Below are 23,789 nucleotides of genomic sequence, written 5' to 3'. Positions count from 1 at the left end.
TGCTAATTATCGTTAACCGTATTCAATTTTCTTATTATAGTTCATGATTTATTACTGTAGAACCTTCCTGTTGGATAAAGGTATTATCGGAAGTAGCTTGTACGCCTGTATCCAAAGATCTTTTCACGGATGTGAAATGATCTTTTCACAAGGGTGAAACGATCGTATCACGAGCGTGAAAAGATCTCTTCACATCCGTGAAAAGATCAGATCGTCCGGAGCTTGGCTATATTATCCACCGTTCTTATCCCGTGAGTGGGATTACTTGCGGCACAGATCTTCAATTGATTGTTACGATATCACGAGTCCATCCCCTTTATTTACTAAAGATGGGAATCAGATAGGTTAGTTTCGCGGATATTATTTGGCTGGAAGATTTAGAGAAAGTGTCTCCTTTACGGCTATTGAACATATCGCCCAGCGCATAGTAATAACGACCTTCCAACAGGAAAGAGCCTATTCCGGTGCGGAGCTCGATTCCCGGTCCGCCGCAAAGCCCCCAATCGAACTTCTTTTGGACTTCCATTGTATGTTGTTCGTCCGGACGGTTCGCGTTCGGGTTCTCGCCATTAAGGTTCGACTCCGTACTTTCGCTCAGCGCATAACCGATTTTAGGCCCTAGATTGACGAATACACGCACTCGCTTGCTTCCGAAATGGATGTGCGTCAAGAACGGAAGCTCCATATAGTTTACCGTACGGCTATATTTATATTGAGGTTTCTCCTCAAACTTCTCTTCCCATCCATGTTGGGTAAAGTTCAATTCCGCCTGTATGCCTAAATTGGGTTCCGTATTCCAACGTATCGTCGCTCCCCCGTTAAACCCAAGTTTCATCTTCGTAGGGACTTTTGGGGCAAAACTTACGCTAGAGAAATTTAATCCGAAGGACGCTCCAACCGCAAGCTCTTGCTTAAAAGTACTTTTCTGCGCATAGCAAATCGATAAGCTTGCCATGCACAGAAATATCGCTACAAATATCTTTTTCGTCATCATATCAATTATCTTACCTCACCGCGGGTTACCGTATAATCATTCTTGTAATGTACAATAAACAAGTTCGTATTGATAAAACCGCCCCAATTATTCACTCTATGGAAATCGAATCCGGTCTGGATGCTCTTATAATGGATCTTGTCTAAATTATTCTCGAAGTTCGAGCCATATTTATTGATGGCGCCTAGGAAATACATACCCGTGTCAAAGCCTAGGATTCCATATTTCGGGAATGTGTTGATTAAATTCTTGCTATACCAGTTTTTATAATCGGAATAAAAACCATGGACTTCCGGAGATAAGTTGTCCGCATAGAAATTACTATAGATATAGGTGTTCAATGCGTAGAAGTCCTCCAGACACTCTCTTGTATAGGTCTGCCATTCCGGATAACCGAATAGGTTGACCATATAAGGCTCTTTCTCCTCCTCTTTCAACTCGGAAAGCATACGGAGCGGTGCCTTGATCTTATTCACCGCATCTAAGGAGGCGGAGGTTGGCAATACCACATTCCGCTTGTCCCTTACCATGGCTGCCTCTATATCCGTGGCGAAAGTATCCCCTTTATAAGTTACTTCCTTGAACGGGATATCGCGTTGCTGCATCTCCGTCTTGAAGGCTTTGATAAATTCCGGCTTTTCTTCTTTATCCTTTATATTGACAAGTATGATATTGTAATCCGAGAATAAATCGCATCCGGCTTGTGCCGCCTTGGAGTATAAATAGGAATGAGGTGTGTTTACTTGATAAACATTCGCGTTTGACAAGACATCATCATTCTTGGAGGTGAAAGGGATCACGTATTTGATATTATGCTTTTGGGCAAAATCAGCGATCAATCCGATTTGGTCGTTCTGTACGGCGCCAATGATCAAATTAGCGTTTGATAACGCATCTTCTTTCAATATCTCCTTGACTTTCTTCGTACCGTTTCCAGTATCATATACCGATAGCTCGATAGAGGTTCCCATATTTCGTAAGCTGTCGACCGCCAATAGCAATCCCTCGTAATATTCCACGAAACGGGAGGTCGCGGATGATTGCGTTGTCTCGTTCGTCATGAACGGCAACAATAAGGCGACTTGGATACGGTTCACCTTCTTTATATCTTTAGGAGTAGAGAGGAGGGCGTTCACCTCACGCTCTTCCGGCTGTCTTATGTTTTGGGTGATTACTTCTTCACTGGCTACCGGTATCTTGATAACCATGCCCGCTTTCACTCCGTTTTTCAGCTCGGGGTTGAGTCTTAAAAGCTCCACGCTGGAAATATCGAACTTCCGGCAGATACGGTACATGGTCTCTTTTTTCTGTATGGTATATTCCATTTCCTTCTGTACGGTCTTTTTTTCCGTAGTAGGCAAGGTTTCCAGTCGTGTCGGCGGGATCCGGATATTCTTGCCAATCGTAAAGGTCGATGTGGAGAGACCCGGATTGGCGGCGATAATATCCGTAGCGGGCACTGAATATTTAATGGATAAAGAGTACAAGGTCTCTTTCGGCTGGATCGTATGGTATGTATAGTTATCTGCTTTGCCGGAAGGTGCGATAGCGGAGTCCTTCTGCGGGATTCTTAACGTAGAACCGGCCTTGATCCCTTCTTTACTTTCCGGATTCAACCGATAAATATCCTCTACGCTTACGCCATACATGGTCGCTATGGCGTATACGGTTTGTCCGCGTTCGATGGTATGATAAAATATATCGCTCCCTTGTTCGTTAGTAAAAATAACTTGCTTATTATTCTTTTGGGAATAAACGGTTACGCTCGATAAACTTAAAAAGAACGTCAATGCGTATATACTAATCTTGTTCATTTGCTGTTCGGAGTATTTTGTGACAAAGATAGTGAATTTTGCTTATCATGCTACGTATGTCCTTTTATTTCCCTAATTTTGGAACCGTAATTTTTAGACTATATATGCTAAAGAAGGAATTAAGAAAGATACTGTTATCGCTAAGTTTTGTGTTTGTAGTGGCTGTCTCGTATGCCCAATATGTGGTCACGGGAGGAAGTGGTAGTCCGATGAAAGCATCGCAGAGTTCCGGCGATTCCGCCGAGCGGCTTGAGGTCTACTTGGTGTATGGAATGGATAATGTGACGATTAGTTATACTTCATCTTCTTCTTCGCATCAATGGTACCGTTATAAAACCAAACGATTGGAGGCTGAGAAAGTCGCTTCCACCCAAAATGGAACTACTTCCACCATTCGGAATGTAGAGGAGGGATATGGCTATTTTGTCGAGGAAGGAGCCGTATCTCGTTACGTCTGGATCGTTGATTACAGCAAGTACACCTTAAACATATCCAACCTGCATGTCTCCGATAATAGCGATCCATGTAGCGGATTGGTCTTGGCTGGGACAGGTACGATCCAACCTATTTATTATTATTGGCCGAATACGGGAACAAGACGTGAACTGCCTCGCCAATTTGATGTTATTTATAATACATTGGAATATAATTCGGATAAAAAAGAATATACCTCTAAACAAGAGACGGCGGTCATCGAGGGCAATTTGTTCGGTAAATCCATTCCCGCTCCTTGGTGTGATACGGAGATCTGTGTGAAAGGCGATTATTTCGCTCGTCATTTTGGAAAGGAGGTTACGCTTTGTATCGATGAATATCAGGCCGCTGCGGTAGATGCTCATATAGACACGTTGCTGATTGAGCAAGAGGCCCCGAATATGAATACGACGAAGAGCGGTTATTGCGCTCCCGCCACTGTTCAATTCTCGGCTATCGCGAATACGCCGACAGCCGCCCTGTTTAATTGGAAAATCTATCGGCAAGGGGAAGAAGATAATCCGGTTGTTCGTTTTACGGGTGAGGAAGTGGATTATACGTTCAACCAATCCGGGACTTTTATCATCAAGTTGGAAGTAAGCGACCAAAGCACTACTTGCAGCACGGAAGATGAGGTTCAGATTGATATCTCGGAGTCTTATCTGATGATACCGAACACATTCTCCCCGGGTACCACGCCCGGAATTAATGATGAGTTCCGGGTTGCCTATAAGTCGTTGGTGAAATTTAAGGCATGGATATTTAATCGCTGGGGCCTACAGATGTATTACTGGACAGATCCGGCCCAAGGATGGGATGGTAAGAAAGGTGGTAAATACGTTCAGCCGGGTGTGTATTTTTATGTGATAGAAGCCGAAGGTTCCGATGGTATTAAGTACAAGGAAAAAGGCGATATAAACATTCTTAGACCTAAAACAATTCAAGATGAAAATGAGAATATCCAAGAATAATTTAGCTAGTTTTTTATGTGGAGGCGTCGTTTGCTTGACCGCATGTATCTCGATGGGTTCGAATGACGTGGAAAAAGTGATAGAGAGCCGTCCGGTTGTCTCATCCATGACCCTGTCGCCGGATGTTCCGTCCTCGGTTCCTTTTTGTGGGAAACTAATCGATATTACCCGCTATGATATGCGGGAAGCCTATGACCGTGAATTGAGTAGCTTTACTTATTTCCATTCTACGACGATGCTTCTGATCAAGCGGGCGAACCGTTATTTCCCGGTGATCGAGCCGATCTTGAAGGCGAACGGCATTCCCGATGATTTCAAATATCTAGCGGTGATAGAAAGCCATTTGGACCCCCGTGTATCCTCTCCGGCTCGTGCTGTCGGGATGTGGCAATTACTGGAGGGCACGGCAAGGGAGTATGGTTTGACAATTACTCCGACGGTCGACGAGCGTTGCCATGTGGAGAAAGCGACCGGGGCGGCTTGCCGCTATTTGAAGGCCGCCTATAAGAAATATGGAGATTGGGCGGCGGTAGCCGCTTCTTATAATGGCGGCATGGGACGTATATCCGGTGAGCTGGTCAAACAAGATGCGGATTCCTCCTTTGATCTCTGGCTGGTGGAGGAGACTACCCGTTATATTTATCGAATCATGGCGATCAAGCAAATTTTCGAGAATCCGTCGAAGTACGGTTTTGTGCTTCGTGCCCGTGACCTGTATAAGCCGATCCCTACCGTAGACGTGGCTGTAAGCCAAGATATACAGAATCTGTCGGCTTTCGCTAAAGAGCATGGGATCACTTATGCGGACTTGAAACGTTTTAATCCTTGGCTCCGTGATCGTAAGTTGGTGACAGGTGGGAAGACCTATAAATTAAGCATTCCTCAAGAAAAGGATATGTATTATAAGACCCCGAATACGGAAGTATACGATTCGGCTTGGGTCGTGTCGGAGAATTGATCCGATTTTTATTGATACAAAAAATAAAGTGTTTCATTTAGATGGTATAACTGCCCATCGTAATGAAACACTTTTTCTATACTATTTCTCGTTTAAACTGATTCAGTCTATTAGTCAACGATCGTCACACGGTGCCCGTTGAACACGTTCAATCCGAGTTTATTCATTACATACTTAATAGCAAGCTGTGCCTTTACAGAGTTACCAGCTTGGTCAATAGGAGGAGCGAATGCGGAAATACCGAATTGTCCGGGAAGTACACCCATGACACCACCGCCTACGCCAGTTTTTGCGGGAATACCGGAAGTGTACAACCAATCACCGGTGTGTTCATAAAAACCTACGGTAGAGATCATGGAAGTGATCTTCGGAGATAACTCTGCATCGAATACTTGTTTCTTTGTCACAGGGTTAAGACCTAAATTTGCGACCGTAGCGGCAGCGACAGATAGTTGCTTAGCCGTGATACCCAAAGAACATTGACGGGTATACAGATCCAAAGACATATCCGGATCGTCATAAATGCGATTGTAATTTTTTAGCAACCAAGCGATGGAGCGGTTATTGAAGTTCGTTGCGGACTCGGATTTATAGAGTTCGTCGATCAACTGCGGTGCGCTTCCGCACAAATCCGTGATATTGGCTACGATAGCATCCCACTTCTGTTTGGAATCACCGACAGGCTTCACCATACTACAAGCCGTGATAGCGCCGGCATTTACCAATGGGGTAGAAGGATGGTCGTTTTCCAATAAGATAGCGATGATGGAGTTAAATGGCAATCCGGTAGCGTCGGCACCAATCTTCTCCAATAATTCTTTCGCTCCGTATTGGCGCAGTACCAAGATAGCGGTGTGTACTTTCGATACGGATTCAATACCGAAACGATATTCGGAATCTCCCACCTCGATGGTTTGTCCGTTTAAAAGGCAAATACTGATTCCGAATAGATTTTTATTGATATTCGCCAGATAAGGAATGTAATCGGCATTCTTACCATCCGTATTTGTCTTGTAAAGATCGTAAGCCTGTTGAGCTACTTCCTTAATTTGGGCGATCGTTATTTTTTTGTCCATATATGAATTGGATTAAAGAAGGCGTGTATGAAAACACTGATAGCCCTTTCATGCACGCCTTGATGAATTTTGTTTTTATTTCTTAGCGTTGCTCATTGCGGTGTGAGTAAATACCTTACCCTTAACCGGAACGTTCTTGTCTTGAGCGATGCGAGTAGGAGTCGGATATTCAAGTTTCTCCAATGCCTCTACAGCGTTCTTGATATCACCTAATAACATATCGGCCATATCACGGCTGAAACCTTGACGAACTACGACACGCATAACCACGTAGTTATCCAGCTTCTTCGGTAGTGTATACGCTGGAACCATCCAACCGCTTTGTTGCAATTTATCTTGCAAATCGTAAAGTGTCCATTTGGCGTTCTTAGCGTAATCCGGTTTCATGTACCAAATAAACAATGGATTCACAACCTCGTTGCTGTAATTAACGAATGGGGCCATCTTACCGATTTCTTGGTGGATGTATTTCGTGATTTCCATACTGTTATATTGGATTTGTTTGTAACCCTCGAATCCGAGACGGATAAACTGATAGTATTGTCCGAGGATTTGTGCGGCAGGACGAGAGAAGTTCAAACCAACCTGAGTGATATTCGCTCCAAGATAGTTTACGCTGAATGCCATTTCTTCCGGCAAATATTTCTTGTCTTTCCAAACAACCCAACCCAATCCCGGGTAAACCAATCCGAATTTATGTCCGGATGTGCTGATAGAAAGAACCCATTTCAAACGGAAGTCCCATTTTGTCTCCGGGCTTAAGAACGGAAGGATAAAACCACCGCTGGCGGCATCTACGTGGATAGGTATATCATAACCGGTCTTGGCATTGTATGCGTCGAGCGCTTTGTCCAAGGCTTCTACGTCATCGTTCAGTCCTGTCCATGTTACACCTTGGATAGGAACGATACAAATCGTGTTCTCGTCACACATCTTAAGCGCTTCTTCCGGATCAAGTGTCGTCTTGTCTAAAGTCAAGGGAACTTCACGCATTTCGATTTGCCATAGCTGGGCGAATTTCTCCCATACGACTTGGAAGCCAGTAGAGATCACGAAATTAGGCTTGTCAGTTGGTTTACCTTGTGCTTGTCTCTTTTTGCGCCAACGTAACCAAGCGGCTACACCACCTAGCATACAAGCCTCTGAAGAACCGATAGCCAAGGCTCCGGTTTTCCATTTTTCTTGCTCGGGAGAATTCCAAAGACTCGCCATGATATTAATACATTTGGCGTTCATAACAGCGATTCTCGGATACTCTGTTTCGTCAATATAGTTGATGTTGATAGCTTCGTTCATCAATTTTGTCGCGTACTCGTCCATATACGTAGTAACGAATGTAGCTAGGTTCAAGCGAGGCTGTGTTTGTGCGAAAGTCTCGTCTTTAACCATTTGATAAGCGATCTCCGGGGTTGTAGGGCCATCAGGAATCTTATCTACTGGAGAGGGTGTCAACATCACTTCTGAGCCAAAAATCGCTGTTTTGGCATCGCCATTTCTGAAATTTGAGTCTTTCATTTTTCTTTAGTTTTTTTGTTAATAAAATGATTTGAGTCAATGGAATACTGCTTCCACTGAGCGTTTATGCCAAAACAGATTATGGATTGGAATGTTTTTTGGATTTACATTATTTGGGGTTTATTAGCGATACAAGCCCAGTCCTCTTGGAAAGAGCGAAAATGATGAACTTTCACATAAAATGTTTGTTTTGATTAGATAAAAACGTAAAACTAAATCTTTATGAGAATACAGACAGGCCGGGGCACAATTCCCCTTATAACTCTGGTAGGGATATGGTCTATCTCCGCTTTAAATGCATTACCGGGTTTAGCGGTTTCTCCGATATTAGGGAAACTTTCCGTTATTTTTCCTCATTCTACGGAACTGGATATTCAGATGCTTTCCTCTTTGCCATCGTTATTGATAATTCCATTTATTATATTGTCGGGTAAATTAACGGAGAAAGTAAATGAGATACGTCTATTGCAATTAGGCTTGGTGATCTTTGCCCTAAGTGGTATTCTATACTTACTCTCTAATAAGATGTGGCAGTTGATAGCGGTGAGCGCCTTAATGGGAATCGGATCTGGCTTGATCGTACCCTTATCGACCGGTTTGATTTCTCGTTTCTTTATCGGGAAATACCGGACGAAGCAATTTGGTTTAAGTTCTGCTATTACAAATGTAACGTTGGTATTAGCCACGATCTTAACGGGATATCTGGCGGAGGTGAATTGGCATTTACCGTTTGCCGTTTATCTATTGCCCTTGATTTCCATCGTACTTTCCGTATACTTGAAAAGGAGTATGGAGAATGAGCCGGCGATCGTATCGAAATCAGAAGTGAAAGCCCCTGTTGCGGCAGATCCCGTCACGGTTCCGGGTAAATATGGTGTGGATATAAAGCATCTGGTACAAATCATGTGTTTTTATGGATTGGCTACGTATTTAGTGATTATAGTCAGCTTTAACTTACCGTTTTTAATGAAGGAATATAAGTTTACAAGCGGTAATTCCGGATTAATGATATCATTGTTTTTCTTGGCTATTATGGCTCCCGGTTTTATCTTGAATCAGATCGTTGATTTATTTAAGCAAAAGACAAAATTTGTCAGTCTATTGGCGATCGCTTTAGGGATGGCCTTGATTTTGATATCTCGTACGGAATGGCTAATTGGATTGGGATGTATTTTTATCGGTTTTGGATATGGTGTTATCCAGCCAATCGCTTATGATAAAACGACTCGTACGGCCATTCCTGAGAAAGTTACATTGGCATTAGCTTTCGTGATGGCGATGAATTATTTGGCGATATTACTTTGTCCGTTTATTATCGATTTCTTCCAGTCTATGCTCCATGTCAAGAGCCAGCAATTCGCATTTATTTTTAATCTCTGTATTGCGCTGGTCGCTACGATCTGGGCTTATGTAAAACGAGACTCGTTCCTTTTCAACGATAAAATATGATTTACGAATATAAAACTAAAAAACGATAGACAGTGAAAAATAAGAAAACAGAAGCTAATATTAGCATGGTGGTCTCAAAAACTTTCAGTGGATTGAATATGAACGCCTTGAAATACTTGCTTCCCTTATGGATGAGCCCGTTGACGGGCGCTTCTTTCCGATGCGTGTTTGCGGCCGTGGCGTTTTGGGTGATCGGCTGGTTTATGAAACCGGAGGTTTCTACGACGAAAGATAAGGTGTGGCTATTCTTACTAGGCGCTATCGGTATCTATGGTTTTATGTTTCTTTATTTAGTGGGGCTTAGTAAGACAACGCCGGTCTCGAGTTCTATTTTCACGAGCTTGCAACCGATCTGGGTATTTTTGATTATGGTATTCTTTTATAAGGAAAAGGCTACTTGGATGAAAATACTCGGTATCTTGATTGGTTTATCCGGGGCCTTGGTTTGCATCTTGACCCAGCAAAGCGACGATTTAGCGGCGGACGCTTTTAATGGAAATATGCTATGCTTGGCTAGCTCCGTGTTTTATGCCGTGTATTTGGTCTTAAGCCAGCGGATCTTACAAAAAGTAGGGACGATGACGATGCTTCGATATACATTCACGGGCGCCGCTTTCTCCAGTCTATTGATTTTGCCGATAGAAGGCTTTCATGCTCCTTTATTCTCGGAGCCATTTCATTGGTGGCCTTTTGCCGTATTGATGTTTGTGCTTATTTTCCCTACGGTAATCAGTTATCTGTTGATTCCTATCGGATTGAAGTATTTGAAAACTACGTTGGTGGCTATTTATGGCTATCTGATCTTGATCGTGGCAACGATTACATCCCTATTGATCGGGCAAGACCGTTTCAGTTGGACACAGACGTTCGCCATTATCTGTATTTGCGCCGGGGTTTATCTGGTTGAGATAGCGGAAGGAAAAGAGAAAAAGACAGTCAAGGTTTGACTTATTAAATATGAACTATTAAATTGTAGCGTTATGGATAAAAAACAAGAAAAGAAAATCTGGAACTCTCAACTTGCGATTGAGAATCCGAAGAATGATAGGATCGCTGTTATTTACTCTGTAAAAGTTAGTAGTGTACGAATCCTAGAGAAACCTCGTAATCCGAAAAGAGGGAAGACCCGTTGACAATCATCATCCCCTATTCTATATATAAATATATGAATAGGGGATGACTGTCTATTTATTCTCCACTTCCATGCTCATGATATAATCGTTCATGAAATAGCCGTTTCCTATATGATGGTCCCGTGTGCCTATTTCCCGTAATCCCATATGTCTGTAGAAGCCTATGGCGGGATTGTAACGGTTTACGTATAATTCTATAGTGAAAGGCCCGGTATGTACCTCCTTCAAATAATTAATACCTTGTTCGATGATAAAACGCCCGATTCCCGTGCCATGCATTTCCGGTAGGGAATAGATCTTTTGAAAATTGTACGTGTTTTCACCTGTTTTCTCTATGGATAAATAGCCTGCCGGCATATCGTCCGCCAATATAATAAAATATTGATGATGTAACTCTTCCATTTGTTTAAGAATGTTATCCGGAGCGTACATCATATCGAACATATAATCCAATTGCTCTTTAGAAAGTATCTTTCCATACGTGTTCTCCCAAATGCGTGAGGCAAGATCATGAATAAGAGAACGATCATCAATAGTCGCTTTTCTAATCGTAAACATGTTAATTTTGTATTTTGACTCACAAAGATACAAATAGACGAACAAAAATACAATATAGACGAATGTAAATAGAATTTTACTTGACTAGTGTTATTTTTTAGCTTGATTTCACACTTATTTTCATGTTAATCCGCGAAAAATAATAACTTTGTGGGCGTTTACTATTGAAAAATACAATTCAAATACATAATAGGAAATGGATACAAAGATTCAGGAACTAACAGACAAGATCTACAAGGAAGGTGTAGAGAAGGGGAACGAAGAAGCGGGGCGTATAATCGCCGAGGCCAATGCTCAAAAGGATACGATTCTTAAAGATGCGGAAGCGGAAGCGAAACGTATCGTAGCGGCTGCTGAGAAACAAGCTGCCGAGTTGAAGAAGAATACGGAAGCCGAATTGAAATTGTTCGCCACCCAGTCTGTCGAGGCATTAAAGAGCGAGGTGACAAACCTTATCACTGGTGATATCGCTAGTTCGAATGTGAAAGCGGCGTTGATGGATCCCGCCTATATGCAGAAAGTGATCCTTGAGCTTGTGAAAAGCTGGCCCGCTAATGAGTTCTTGACTATCCAAGCTTCTGATTCCGATGGCTTGAAGGCGTATTTTGAGGCCAATGCCAAAGGCTTGCTAGAGAAAGGGTATAAGATCGAGAAGGTAAGCGGAAAGAAAGCGTCTTTCTCTATTATCCCGGCGGATGGGTCTTATAAAGTGACGTTTGGCGAAGACGAGTTCATCGAGTTTTTTAAAGAGTTCTTGCGTCCGCAATTAGTAGAAATGCTGTTCTGATATGAGTAAGTATTACTACTTAATCTCCGGACTTCCTAACATAGCGTTGGATGATAGTAAACTAGCCTATTCGGTCTGTGAGTTCCGGACAGAAATAGAGGATATGCTATCTTCTAAGGACAAAAAGCTGATTGATTTATTTTATTTGAAATATGATAATATAAATCTGCTGGCTCACGCTAAAAGGCCGGACTCCGATCCGGATCAAAGAGGAAGAATAACGTATGATGAGTTCAATACTTTATATAAAGCGTTGAAGGATGAGGAAAAAATTCCCAAAAATGATAATCTCCCGCCTTATTTCGTGGACTTTTTTAAACTGTATCTAGCCGAAGAGGCTAAGGACACCAAAAGCGAGAAAGAATATATATCATGGGAAGACCGCTTGGCTGCGTTATATTATGAATATGCCATGAAATGTGGGAATAAGTTCGTGGCCGATTGGTTCGAGCTTAACCTGAATATCAACAATGTTCTTACTGCGATCACTTGCCGTAAATATGGATTTGATAAGGCCAATTATATCGTGGGGCATAATGAGATAGCGGAAAATATCCGTACGTCGAACGCCCGTGATTTCGGCTTGGGCGATTCCGTGGAATATTTGCCCGAGTTACAACGCATCGCCGAAGAGACCGATCTGATCGTTCGTGAGAAGAAAATCGATCTTTTGAAATGGAAATGGCTGGACGATAATACCTTCTTCAAGACATTCGACATAGAGAGTGTATTCGCTTATTTATTGAAATTGGAGATGATAGAGCGCTGGGTAACCTTGGATAAGGCGAGAGGCGAGAAGACTTTCCGTGAATTGGTAGGCGCCATGAAGATGGGTAGTGAGAATGCGTTGGAAGAATTTAAAAGAAACAATATAAAATAAATTATGGCTACGAAAGGAATTGTAAAAGGAATCGTATCCAACCTAGTAACCGTAGAGGTGGATGGTCCGGTTTCTCAGAATGAGATCTGTTACATTTCTGTCGGAGGCGTGAAGCTGATGTCGGAAGTAATCAAGGTGATAGGTAAGAATGCCTTTGTACAAGTATTTGAGAGCACACGTGGTATGCGTGTCGGCGACGAGGCTGAATTCCAAGGGCATATGTTGGAAGTTACGCTGGGTCCGGGTATGTTGTCCCGCAACTATGACGGTTTGCAGAATGACTTGGACAAGATGGAAGGTGTATTCTTGAAACGTGGCGATTATACGTTTGCGTTGGACAATGATAAGAAGTGGGATTTCAAGCCTCTGGCTAAAGCGGGCGATACCGTGAGCGCCGGTGATTGGCTGGGAGAGGTGGACGAGAATTTCCAACCTCATAAGATTATGGTCCCCTTTAAGTTCGAGGGATCTTATACTGTGAAATCGGTGGTTCCAGCCGGACAATATACCATCAATGATACGATGGCTGTCCTTACGGACGAAAATGGCACGGACGTAAACGTGACGATGATCCAAAAATGGCCGGTAAAGAAAGCCATCACTTGTTATAAGGAAAAGCCCCGTCCATTCAAATTGCTGGAGACGGGCGTTCGTACGATCGATACCGTGAACCCGATCGTTGAGGGTGGTACCGGATTTATCCCCGGTCCGTTCGGTACGGGCAAGACGGTGCTTCAGCACGCTATCTCTAAACAAGCGGAAGCGGATATCGTGATTATCGCTGCCTGCGGTGAGCGTGCGAATGAGGTCGTAGAGGTATTTACGGAGTTCCCGGAATTGGTAGACCCGCATACGGGACGTAAATTGATGGAACGTACGATCATTATCGCCAATACATCCAACATGCCGGTAGCCGCTCGTGAGGCATCCGTATATACGGCGATGACCATCGCCGAGTATTATCGCAGCATGGGCTTGAAGGTTCTGTTGATGGCCGACTCTACTTCCCGCTGGGCACAGGCTTTGCGTGAGATGTCCAACCGTTTGGAGGAGTTGCCCGGACCGGATGCCTTCCCGATGGACTTGTCCGCTATCGTGGCGAACTTCTACGCTCGTGCGGGATTCGTCCATTTGAAAAACAACGCTACAGGTTCCGTCACTTTCATCGGTACGGTATCGCCGGCCGGTGGTAACTTGAAGGAGCCGGTGACCGAGAATACGAAGAAGGTGGCCCGTTGTTTCTATGCCTTGGAGCAGGAGCGTGCCGACCGTAAACGTTATCCGGCCGTAAACCCGATCGAGAGTTATTCCAAGTATATCGAGTATCCGGAGTTTCAGGAATACATCGCTAAACATATCTCCCCGGAATGGATCGAGAAAGTAAACGAGATCAAGACCCGTATGTTGCGTGGTAAGGAGATCTCCGAGCAAATCAATATCTTGGGTGATGATGGTGTGCCTGTCGAGTATCACGTTACATTCTGGAAGTCCGAGTTGATCGACTTCGTGATCTTGCAACAGGATGCTTTCGATGCCATCGATGCGGTTACTCCGTTGCAACGTCAGGAATTCATGCTGGATAGAGTCGTAAATGTTTGCCGTTCAGAGTTTAAGTTTGATAACTTCCTTGAGGTTATGGACTACTTTAAGAAGATGATCAACATCTTTAAGCAGATGAACTATTCGGAATATGAGAGTGACCAATTCAAGAAGTTTAATACGGAACTGGATGAACTTTTGAAGGAGAGAATCGAAAATTAAAAGAGTTATGGCAACAAAAGCATTTCAAAAAATATATACGAAGATTACCCAGATCACAAAAGCTACCTGTTCGCTGAAAGCAACGGGAGTTGGGTATGATGAGTTGGCCTCTGTAGACGGAAAGCTGGCTCAGGTGGTAAAGATTATCGGCGACGAGGTGACGTTGCAGGTATTCTCCGGAACGGAAGGTATCCGTACGAATGCCGAGGTGGTATTCATGGGGAAGGCCCCTTCCTTGAAAGTAGGTGACCAGTTAGCCGGACGTTTCTTCAACGCTTATGGTGAGCCTATCGATGGCGGCCCGATCCCCGAGGGACGTGAGGTCGAGATCGGTGGTCCGTCCGTGAACCCGGTACGTCGTAAACAACCCTCTGAATTAATCGCTACGGGTATCGCCGGTATCGACTTGAATAATACCTTGGTAACCGGTCAGAAGATCCCGTTCTTCGCCGACCCCGACCAGCCTTTCAACCAAGTTATGGCGATGGTAGCCTTGCGTGCGAAGTCCGATAAGATTATCTTGGGAGGTATGGGTATGACGAACGACGACTACCTGTTCTTTAAGAATACATTTAGTAACGCCGGTGCCCTAGACCGTATCGTTAGTTTTATCAACACGACCGAGGACCCGTCCGTGGAGCGTATCTTGATCCCGGATATGGCGTTGAGCGCCGCTGAGTATTTCGCCGTGGAGAAGAATGAGAAGGTCTTGGTATTGCTTACCGATATGACCAACTACGCCGATGCCTTGGCGATCGTATCAAACCGTATGGACCAGATCCCGTCTAAGGACTCTATGCCGGGTTCCTTGTATTCGGATTTGGCGAAGATTTACGAGAAAGCCGTTCAATTCCCGGCGGGAGGTTCCATCACGATTATCGCCGTAACGACCTTATCCGGTGGTGATATCACGCATGCCGTACCTGATAATACGGGTTATATCACGGAAGGTCAGTTGTATTTGCGTCGTGATAGCGATGTGGGTAAGGTCATCGTCGATCCGTTCCGAAGCTTGTCTCGTTTGAAACAGCTGGTAACCGGAAAGAAGACCCGTGAGGATCATCCACAGGTAATGAACGCCGCCGTACGTTTGTATGCCGATGCCGCCAACGCTAAGACCAAGCTGGAGAACGGTTTCGACTTGACCGACTACGACAACCGTACCTTGTCTTTCGCCAAGGATTATTCTTCTAAGCTGTTGGCTATCGACGTAAACTTGGATACGACGGAGATGCTGGACGTAGCTTGGGGATTGTTCGCTAGATATTTCAGCCCGGAGGAGGTAAATATCAAACAAGGATTGGTTGATAAGTACTGGAAGTAAATTAAATAAACATGGCAATAAAGTTTCAATATAATAAAACCTCTCTTCAGCAATTGGAAAAGCAACTGAAGATGCGTGAACGCTCCCTGCCTACGATCAAGAGCAAGGAGAGCGCCCTGCGTATCGAGGTGAAGCGGACCAAGGACGAAGTGAATAAATTGGAACTTCAGCTAGAACGAGAGATTCAGAGTTACGAGAATATGGTGGCTTTGTGGAACGAGTTCAATCCGGAGCTGATCTCCGTGAAGGACGTTACGCTCTCCACGAAGAAGATCGCCGGCGTGATCGTCCCGTTATTGGACGAGATCAAGTTCGAGATCGGACATTATAGTCTCTTTAATGCCCCCGCATGGTATACGGATGGTATCGAGTTGCTGAAAAAGCTGGCTCGTACCGGTATCGAGGCGGAGTTCTCGGGCATGAAGCTGGAGTTGTTGGAGCATGCTAGGAAAAAGACCACTCAGAAGGTGAACCTGTTTGAGAAGGTACAGATTCCGGGTTATAAGGATGCGATCCGTAAGGTGAAACGGTTTATGGAAGACGAGGAGAGTCTTTCTAAGTCCTCACAGAAGATCATGAGAGCCAATCAGGAGAAACGTAAGGCAAAAGAAGAAAAAGAGGAGGCCGAGGTATGATAGTAAAGATGAGTAAATATGCCTTTATGGTGTACCATAAGGAGTATGATACGTTCCTTTCTACGCTTCGTGACTTAGGTGTCGTCCATATCAAGGAGACAAACTCCGTGATGGATAACGAGAGGTTGCAAGAGCTTCTGGCTGAGCGTAAACAGATCAATACGCTGATGCGTTACTTTAAGAACCTCCATGCGGCGGAGAAAGACGTTAAGTTTGCCCCGGCCCGTGAGTTGACGAAAGAGGAAGGCTTGAAGTTGGTGCGTAAGATAGAGGAATTGCAAGATAAGAAAGCGCAATTGATCGCTTCCAAGCAATCGATCGAGAAGGATCTGGCTTATATGGAAATATGGGGTGAGTTCAGTTATCAGAATATCAACCGTCTGAAAAGAGCGGGATACGATGTTACGTTCTTTACCTGTCCTACTGCTAAGTACGAGCCGGAATGGGGCGTGCTGTATAACGCCATTCTGATCAATAACTTCCAATCGGTAACGTATTTTATCACGATTACCAAGGAAGGTACCTTGATCGATATAGACGCTGAACGTCCGAAGATGCCGGTTCAAGGATTGGCGAAGTTGCGTGCCCGTCTGGATCAACGTCTCAAGGATATCCAGAATGTGGAGGATGAGCTGAAACATCGTGCCGTGGAGGATTATAAAACGTTGGAGGAATTCGATAAGAACCTGCAGGACGAGTTTAATCTTTCTAATGCGTTAGTGCAGACAGACCGGCAAGCGGGTGATAAGCTCATGTTGTTGGAAGGTTGGGTGCCGACGGAAAACGCTCCGGCCTTGGAGCACGAGCTGGATAAGCAAGGTTATTTCTTCCAGCAATTAGAGATCGAGGATGGGGATAAGGTGCCTATCAAGTTACGGAATAATAAATTCAGTAAGCTGTACGAGCCTATCACGAAGATGTTCTCCTTGCCTAATTACGGTGAACTTGATCCGACCCCGTTGTTCGCCCCGTTCTTTATGCTGTTCTTCGGACTTTGTTTCGGCGATGGCGGATACGGTTTGTTGGTCATGATCGCTTGTACGATCTTGAAGAAGAAGGTGAACCCGGACTTCAAGCCTTATTTGACCTTGTTCCAGTATTTAGGTTTCGCCGCCTTATTGGTGGGTACTTGTACGGGATCTTTCTTCGGAGTGGCCTTGGCGGATATCCCGGCTTTGTCAAAGATCAAGAACTACTTTGTGAATAGCGACAACTTGATGACATTCTCTATTGTCATCGGTTTGGTACAGATCATATTCGGTAAATGTGTCGCTGCTTACAAGATCAAGATACAGAAAGGAACGAAACACAGTATCGCTCCGTTCGCTTGGGTGTTCGTGATCATATCCTTGGCATTGGCGTTCGGACTTCCAATGTTGAACGTTCACTTGCCGAACGCTGTCGTTATGGTATGTTACGGAATCGCCATCTTGGGTCTGGTTGTCGCTTATCTGTACAATACACCGGGCAAGAACGTATTCTTGAACTTTGGTACCGGACTTTGGAACACGTACAATATGGCCTCCGGATTGCTGGGGGATACGTTATCATACATTCGTTTGTTCGCTATCGGTCTGACCGGTTCCATCTTGGGTGGCGTATTTAATACGTTGGCGGTTACGATGACAGACGGTATGAATATCGTGGCACGTGCGATCTGTATGTTGTTGATCTTGTTAGTGGGTCACTCCATCAATATCGCTCTTTGTACGATCAGCTCCTTGGTACACCCGCTTCGTTTGATCTTCGTGGAATATTACAAGAACGCAGAGTTCGAAGGTGGAGGTAAGGCCTATGAGCCATTCAGAAAAGCATAACAATTAAACGAGAAAATAAAACAATAAAAGAATAATTTAAAAACACATTTTATTATGGAACCAATTTTATTAGCTTATGTAGGTATTGCGTTGATGACAGGTTTAACTTTTATCGGCAGTAGTTATGGTGTTACGATCGCAGGTAATGCGGTGGTAGGTGCGATGAAGAAAAATCCGGATGCTCTGGGTACGTACATCGCTTTAAGTGCGTTGCCTTCTTCACAGGGTTTGTATGGATTCGTGGGCTACTTTATGATGCAGAAGTTCTTGGTCGCTGATATTTCCATGTTGGCCGCTACGGCTGTTTTCGGCGCTGGTTTAGTGTTAGGTTTCGCTGGTTTTTACTCTTCAATCCGCCAAGCTCAAGTTTGTGCGAATGGTATCGCTGGTGTTGGTGCCGGACACAACGTATTCGGTGCTACGATGGTAATGGCCGTATTCCCAGAGTTATACGCTATCTTGGCCTTATTGGTTGTGATCTTGATTGGCGGAACGATTCCTGTCGCCTAATCATTCAAACATCTGGATATAATAAAGGCCGTCCCGGACATTCCCGGGGCGGCTTTTTTGATTGGATCAATGAATAAACTATCTCTTTTAGTTTATTAACTATACGAATTAGTTTGGTAACTAAAAGTTTTAGTTACTTTGTCGCAAACAAGATAAGGTTATGAAACGACTTACGGCGAAAGAAGAAGAAATCATGGGCTGGTTCTGGCAGAAAGGCCCATTGTTCGTGAAGGAGCTACTTGAATATTACGAGGAGCCTAAACCTCATTTCAATACCCTTTCTACGATTGTCCGAGGCTTGGAGGAGAAAGGTTTCCTCGCCCATAAGAATTTCGGGAATAGCTATCAATATTATGCGGTCTTAACAGAAAAGGAGTATAGCAACGGTACGTTGAAAAATGTGATCGCTAAGTATTTCAATAATTCTTATCTGGGGGTTGTCTCTACGCTGATCAAGGAAGAGGATATCTCTGTGGATGATCTGCGAAAACTAATAGATGATGTAGAACAAGGGAATCGTAAATAAGAACGAATATGGGAATCTTCTTTGTATATATCCTTAAATCATCCGTGTGCTTGACGATATTTTATCTGTTTTATAAGCTATTGTTGAGCCGTGATACCTTCCATCGTTTCAACCGGATCGCTTTATTAAGCTTGATCATGCTTTCGGTTATCATCCCATTTTGTGAGATTACTTTGGAGGAAGCGACGGCCATTCAGCGTCCGGTCATGGATTTGGAGAATTTGCTAGCGGCGGTTTCCATGAGAACGTCGGCAGAATCCGCTAGCCAACCTGTATGGTTACGAGTTATGGTGATAGCCTATATAATCGGAGGGATATTAACGCTTTGTCAATTCGCATATTCATTTTATGCCTTGTTTCGGTTGATGAGACAAGGTACACCGAAGCTGGTGGACGGAATCCATCTGATTCTTACGGACCAACCAGTCGTCCCGTTCAGTTGGATGCGAACGATCGTAATAAGCCGGAAGGATTTTGAGGAAAGTGGGATAGAGATCATGACGCATGAGATGGCGCATATAAAAGCCCGTCATTCCATTGATCTGCTGATCTCCGAGATTTGTATCCTGTCCCATTGGTTCAACCCATCTGTCTGGTTGTTGAGGCAGGAATTACAAAATATCCATGAATACGAGGCCGACGAGGGCGTATTAAATCAAGGCGTCGACGCAAAAAGATATCAATTATTATTAATCAAAAAAGCTGTTGGTGCACAGCGCTTCACTTCTATGGCCAACAGCTTTAATCACAGTTCACTTAAAAAGCGAATAGCTATGATGTTAAAACAAAAATCAAGTCCATGGGCACGGTTGAAGTATCTGTATGTACTCCCGTTGGCAGCCTTAACGGTGGTAGCCTTTGCCCGTCCGGAAATCTCTCACGAATTGGAGAAGATTTCGAGTGTCAAAATTAGCGAAATTATTCCGGTTCAGGAAAAAAAAGAGCCTAAAAGAAATGTAGAGGTTGAGACCCTCGCAAGGGATTCGGTCGTTTCTGAAAAAGATATGCAAGCGATACAGGAAAAGGTCTCGGCCGTGATGGAGAAATACCAGCCGGAGATTGACAAGGCGGTCGAAGAGGCTGTGAAAGCGGTGAATATCGACGAGATAGTTTCTGCGGAAATGGCGAAACACCAAGCTGAGATCGACAAGGCTGTGCAAGCGGCGATAGAGGCAGCCAAGATAAATGAGACTATTGCCGCCGAAATGGAGAAGATCCAACCGGAGATCAATCGAACCATAGAGGAGGCCATGAAAGCCATAGATATCAATGAGAAGGCTGCTAAGGAGGCATCAAAGGTAAAATCCTCTTTCTCCGGTATTGTTTATATCGATGGAGTGGAATCATCTAAAGAGAGGATGGACAATTTGAATCCCGATCATATTGCGTCTATGAATGTGTACAAAGGAAACGAGGCGATCGCTAAATTCGGAGAGAAAGGTCGTAATGGTGTTATCGAGATAAAATTGAAGAAATAACTTTAGTCTTCCCCCTTTACTATTCTCATTCGTGAGATAGGGTAAAGGGGATCTCTTTTTAAATACATTTGTTCATTCATTTACAAAACAGTATTTAAAATAGGGATATGGATGAGAAAGGATTTGTAGAAGGTATGAGGGAGTATATAGCCCAGTTGAATCGAGAAAAGCGATATTCCTCGGCTAAGAGTTATCAAGACGCATTAAACTCCTTTATAAGGTATAGCGGAACCGACTGTATAGCTTACTCGGCTATTAATAAGGATAATCTTCGCCGGTACGAGGCTTATTTATTGGAGAACGGCTGTATGCGCAATACGATTTCCACTTATATGCGGCGTTTGCGTTGTATCTATAACAAAGCGGTGGAGAACGGTAAGGCGGAATTTATTCCCACTTTATTCAAGGGGATTTTTACGGGTGTGGAAAGTAAGCGTAAGAAGTCCTTGCCTATCGAGGATTTACACCGTCTGATGACAGTCCCGGTGGAGGATGGGAAGCAGAGAAAGACACAGTTGGCGCTTTGCTTGATGTTTCTGTTTGGGGGTATGTCTTTCGTTGACTTTGCCCACTTGAAGACCGGTAATATCAAAAACGGTATATTAGATTACAACCGTCAGAAGACCGGGACACCGATGAGACTGGAGATCTTGGAGACAGCCGAGACAATGTATAAGGAATTGTCAGGAGAGAAAGTGCGAGATTCCGGATATTTATTTCCCTTTCTGAGTGGCACCAGAGAGGGGCGTGAGGAATACCTCGAATACAATGCGGCACTATTTCGATTTAACCGGAATTTAAAAGCGTTGAAAGAATTTGCGGGAATTACCTCAGATGTCACCTCTTATACGATTCGCCATTCTTTTGCCATGACATTAAAAGAACAAAATGTCCCGATTGAAATGATCAGCGAACTATTGGGGCATAAATCTATCAAGACAACACAAATTTATTTAAGGAGTTTCTCTTTAGGGAAAATGACGGAGGTTAATAGCGCCTGCTTTGGCGGTGTCTATAATTATGAATCTCAAGCGGGGTGAGGCTACTTGGAGAGTAGCGTATTCTTTCACGGCGCAAATGTAATAAAAAATAGCTAAAAACAAGCGAATAGATCCGCTTGTTTGTTCATTATTGGTGTTTGACCCTCTCTATTCTTTGATTTTTCCATTTTTTCCTAGACGTATAGACACGGTGATGCGGGCGAAACGACTCCTTGTTTTCGGTATCATTCCGCCATGTCTCATAATCTGTGTGTATCCCTGTAGAGATGGGGCGTGCCCCGTCTCATCCCTTCAAAATGGTATTTAAAATTACTCCCAGACGGTGGGAGACGGGGCATGCCCCGTCTCTACAACCGGGTAATAACCATTCTCCTACCTTTTTACGCTACTCTCCAAGTAGCCTAAGATTTCGAGAGATGGTAATTTTCAGTAATGCCATATTTGAAAATATAAAACGCTGTTTATCAAGATGATATAAATGATTCTTGGTAGGGCTCTGAATTGCCATGGGGTCTGTTTTCGGGCCATGGGATAACCACTAGAAAAGATAATCATAGAGATGGATATATTGACAGGCAAGTGCTCGGATAGGTTCATGGCGCATGTTCGTAAGCGACGTGATCAGGAGGCTGTCCGCTGGTACGTGCTCACGCTTCCTACCGCCGGTGGCGGGCGTGACAAGATCAGCCCCTCGAAGGGACTGGACGTTGAGCTTTCCCGCCGCGAGCGTCGTGGGGAGGCCTTGTTCGAGTATTTCTCCCCCTCGTATGTCGAGGCGAGGAAGGTGGGCGGCAAGATGGTCAACACGAAACGGCCCCTGCTGTACAACTACGTGTTCATCCACGCCTCGGAGAACGAGATCTTTAGTCTGAAGCGTACGCTTCCCCTGTACAATTTCCTACCCCGGGTTTCCTCGGGTGGACAGTCTTACTTTCCCTACCTCTCGGATCGTGAGATGGAGACCTTACGTTGGGTCGCGGCGTCTTACTCCAACGAGCTTCCGGTGTACGTGCCTGATAGCGGCCACCTGTTGAAAGGCGACCGTGTGCGTATCACCTCCGGTCCGTTTGCCGACATGGAGGCCGAGGTGGTGGTACAGCCGGGCGGTGGCCATAAGGACGTGATGGTGCGTATCCTCGATTGCATGTGGGTTCCCTTGTTCGAGGTGAGAGCTGGGGAGTATGAGTTGATCGAGTTGAACACGGGGGGCAAGCACGTGTATACCCATTTGGACAACGACCGTCTGTCGGAAGGCTTGCACGGGGCCTTGGGGCGTTACCATTCGTCCGGCAGCGTAGTGGAGGAGGATGCCTGTCTGGCCCGTGAGGTCCTGCGTGGCTACGCCTCTCTCCGTGCTGAGACCGACGTGATCCGTTGCAAGCTTTACTCGTTGCTCCTTCCTGCCTATAAGCTTTTGGGCGATGAGGATGAGTTCGATCGTTTGCATGCCACGATGCGCAGTATGCTCCCGGTGATAAAGGCGGCGCAATCCCGTGCCTTGCTGCTGGTCACGCTGTACGGCTGTACGGACAGCAGCCTCTATCAGCGCATGGCGCACGAGTTGGTTGACCCTTGGATGGAGGAGGCCTCGCCCAAGAAGAGCAAGTCCGTGTTGATACGTCGTTTACGTGATTACGACCGTTGGCTCGGACACGGGATCAGTTGATAAGTAAAAGTTGCGCATAGCGATAAATGAAAGATATGAGAAAAGAGAGAGAGACGTGCGAGGTTCCTTCCGGCCTCCGGTTGATGAACCTGTTGCGTGAGCATTTGACAGAGATCATGGATCGTGAGCGTGCGAACCAAAACTCAATACACCTGTATTGCACGGGGCCCTACTGGGTAGCGTTCGAGTGTTCGGCCTATCAGTTGTATCGTGCATTTCCGGATAGCGAGACCATGCCGTTGCGCCTGTTCGCCTACCCGTTCCCGATCGTGATGGTGTCCGTTACGGATCGCTCGCTCCGCTCGTACGCCCGCAAACATATCTTGAGAAGAGACGAGTCGGATTACAAGCTATTGACCGTCCCCGGATTTTCCTTGGCAGACTACCGTGAATGGCACGCCGGCGAGGTGGAGGGACTACCTTTATTAAGTGAGAGAGTATGAGTGCTGAAAAAAAGAAAAC

General features: G+C 44.7%; 22 protein-coding genes. 17 read left to right on the top strand and 5 right to left on the bottom strand.

Annotated elements, in window-relative coordinates:
- Positions 1–316: 316 nt before the first annotated feature.
- Both DWY79_RS18215 and DWY79_RS18210 read right to left on the bottom strand, forming a co-directional pair.
- Positions 317–991, bottom strand: coding sequence for a porin family protein (locus tag DWY79_RS18215; protein WP_048928426.1), 675 nt, complete (start codon positions 989–991; stop codon positions 317–319).
- 8 nt (positions 992–999) lie between these two features.
- Positions 1,000–2,808 (bottom strand): LysM peptidoglycan-binding domain-containing protein, encoded by a 1,809-nt coding sequence (locus tag DWY79_RS18210; protein ID WP_122369997.1) that lies wholly within the window; start codon positions 2,806–2,808, stop codon positions 1,000–1,002.
- 104 nt (positions 2,809–2,912) lie between these two features.
- Between DWY79_RS18210 and DWY79_RS18205 the strand changes: the two genes are divergently transcribed.
- Together DWY79_RS18205 and DWY79_RS18200 are read left to right on the top strand one after the other, a co-directional pair.
- The gene (locus tag DWY79_RS18205) at positions 2,913–4,253 is read left to right on the top strand and encodes a gliding motility-associated C-terminal domain-containing protein (protein WP_122369999.1); all 1,341 of its coding nucleotides are present in this window, start codon (positions 2,913–2,915) and stop codon (positions 4,251–4,253) included.
- Complete coding sequence (locus tag DWY79_RS18200; RefSeq protein ID WP_008772325.1) at positions 4,228–5,211, top strand: lytic transglycosylase domain-containing protein; 984 nt, start codon at positions 4,228–4,230, stop codon at positions 5,209–5,211. Before DWY79_RS18205 ends, DWY79_RS18200 begins: the two co-directional genes overlap by 26 nt.
- A gap of 110 nt (positions 5,212–5,321) precedes the next feature.
- Here the strand turns inward: DWY79_RS18200 and glsA are convergent, their stop codons facing one another.
- Together glsA and DWY79_RS18190 are read right to left on the bottom strand one after the other, a co-directional pair.
- Complete coding sequence (gene glsA, locus DWY79_RS18195) at positions 5,322–6,287, bottom strand: glutaminase A (RefSeq protein WP_005857387.1); 966 nt, start codon at positions 6,285–6,287, stop codon at positions 5,322–5,324.
- A 75-nt stretch (positions 6,288–6,362) separates the two neighbouring features.
- A complete protein-coding gene (locus tag DWY79_RS18190; protein ID WP_005857385.1) occupies positions 6,363–7,802 on the bottom strand; it encodes a glutamate decarboxylase in 1,440 nt (479 codons plus the stop codon).
- A 222-nt stretch (positions 7,803–8,024) separates the two neighbouring features.
- On the opposite strand from DWY79_RS18190, the gene DWY79_RS18185 reads away from it, so the two are divergent.
- From DWY79_RS18185 to DWY79_RS22825, 3 genes are read left to right on the top strand one after another with little or no spacing between them, the layout of a single operon-like run.
- Positions 8,025–9,251, top strand: a complete 1,227-nt coding sequence (locus DWY79_RS18185) for an MFS transporter (protein ID WP_122144245.1) — start codon at positions 8,025–8,027, stop codon at positions 9,249–9,251.
- A 32-nt stretch (positions 9,252–9,283) separates the two neighbouring features.
- Positions 9,284–10,198, top strand: coding sequence for a DMT family transporter (locus DWY79_RS18180; RefSeq protein ID WP_005857381.1), 915 nt, complete (start codon positions 9,284–9,286; stop codon positions 10,196–10,198).
- A gap of 33 nt (positions 10,199–10,231) precedes the next feature.
- Positions 10,232–10,384 (top strand): hypothetical protein, encoded by a 153-nt coding sequence (locus tag DWY79_RS22825; protein ID WP_005857379.1) that lies wholly within the window; start codon positions 10,232–10,234, stop codon positions 10,382–10,384.
- A gap of 51 nt (positions 10,385–10,435) precedes the next feature.
- On the opposite strand, the gene DWY79_RS18175 is transcribed toward DWY79_RS22825, so the two are convergent.
- Entirely contained in the window at positions 10,436–10,942 is a 507-nt protein-coding gene (locus DWY79_RS18175) for a GNAT family N-acetyltransferase (RefSeq protein WP_005862768.1), read from the bottom strand.
- A gap of 196 nt (positions 10,943–11,138) precedes the next feature.
- Between DWY79_RS18175 and DWY79_RS18170 the strand changes: the two genes are divergently transcribed.
- From DWY79_RS18170 to DWY79_RS18115, 12 genes are all read left to right on the top strand, one after another.
- A complete protein-coding gene (locus DWY79_RS18170) occupies positions 11,139–11,729 on the top strand; it encodes a hypothetical protein (RefSeq protein ID WP_005857375.1) in 591 nt (196 codons plus the stop codon).
- 1 nt (position 11,730) lies between these two features.
- Entirely contained in the window at positions 11,731–12,609 is an 879-nt protein-coding gene (locus tag DWY79_RS18165) for a DUF2764 domain-containing protein (RefSeq protein ID WP_005862767.1), read from the top strand.
- A gap of 3 nt (positions 12,610–12,612) precedes the next feature.
- Positions 12,613–14,370: a V-type ATP synthase subunit A gene (locus DWY79_RS18160; RefSeq protein WP_008772320.1), complete on the top strand. Its 1,758-nt coding sequence runs from the start codon at positions 12,613–12,615 to the stop codon at positions 14,368–14,370.
- A 7-nt stretch (positions 14,371–14,377) separates the two neighbouring features.
- Positions 14,378–15,694, top strand: coding sequence for a V-type ATP synthase subunit B (locus DWY79_RS18155; protein WP_005857368.1), 1,317 nt, complete (start codon positions 14,378–14,380; stop codon positions 15,692–15,694).
- Between the two features lie 11 nt (positions 15,695–15,705).
- Positions 15,706–16,329, top strand: a complete 624-nt coding sequence (locus DWY79_RS18150; protein ID WP_005857366.1) for a V-type ATP synthase subunit D — start codon at positions 15,706–15,708, stop codon at positions 16,327–16,329.
- Positions 16,326–18,146: a V-type ATP synthase subunit I gene (locus DWY79_RS18145; protein ID WP_122369995.1), complete on the top strand. Its 1,821-nt coding sequence runs from the start codon at positions 16,326–16,328 to the stop codon at positions 18,144–18,146. The genes DWY79_RS18150 and DWY79_RS18145 overlap by 4 nt, the downstream gene beginning before the upstream one ends.
- A gap of 54 nt (positions 18,147–18,200) precedes the next feature.
- Complete coding sequence (locus DWY79_RS18140) at positions 18,201–18,656, top strand: hypothetical protein (RefSeq protein WP_005857362.1); 456 nt, start codon at positions 18,201–18,203, stop codon at positions 18,654–18,656.
- Positions 18,657–18,816: 160 nt separating this feature from the next.
- Positions 18,817–19,182 carry a BlaI/MecI/CopY family transcriptional regulator gene (locus tag DWY79_RS18135; RefSeq protein WP_005857360.1) on the top strand — a complete coding sequence of 122 codons (366 nt, stop codon included), beginning with the start codon at positions 18,817–18,819 and terminating at the stop codon, positions 19,180–19,182.
- Positions 19,183–19,190: 8 nt separating this feature from the next.
- Positions 19,191–20,660, top strand: a complete 1,470-nt coding sequence (locus tag DWY79_RS18130; protein ID WP_122369993.1) for a M56 family metallopeptidase — start codon at positions 19,191–19,193, stop codon at positions 20,658–20,660.
- Positions 20,661–20,767: 107 nt separating this feature from the next.
- Positions 20,768–21,700 carry a site-specific integrase gene (locus DWY79_RS18125; protein ID WP_005857356.1) on the top strand — a complete coding sequence of 311 codons (933 nt, stop codon included), beginning with the start codon at positions 20,768–20,770 and terminating at the stop codon, positions 21,698–21,700.
- Positions 21,701–22,220: 520 nt separating this feature from the next.
- Complete coding sequence (locus DWY79_RS18120; protein ID WP_122369991.1) at positions 22,221–23,327, top strand: transcription termination/antitermination protein NusG; 1,107 nt, start codon at positions 22,221–22,223, stop codon at positions 23,325–23,327.
- 35 nt (positions 23,328–23,362) lie between these two features.
- Positions 23,363–23,770, top strand: coding sequence for a hypothetical protein (locus DWY79_RS18115; RefSeq protein ID WP_036612786.1), 408 nt, complete (start codon positions 23,363–23,365; stop codon positions 23,768–23,770).
- Positions 23,771–23,789 lie beyond the last annotated feature (19 nt).

This window comes from Parabacteroides sp. AF27-14 (assembly GCF_003635425.1).
Taxonomy (GTDB): domain Bacteria; phylum Bacteroidota; class Bacteroidia; order Bacteroidales; family Tannerellaceae; genus Parabacteroides; species Parabacteroides distasonis.
Note: the sequence above shows the minus strand (reverse complement) of the source record. Positions and strands in the feature narration are given on the sequence as shown.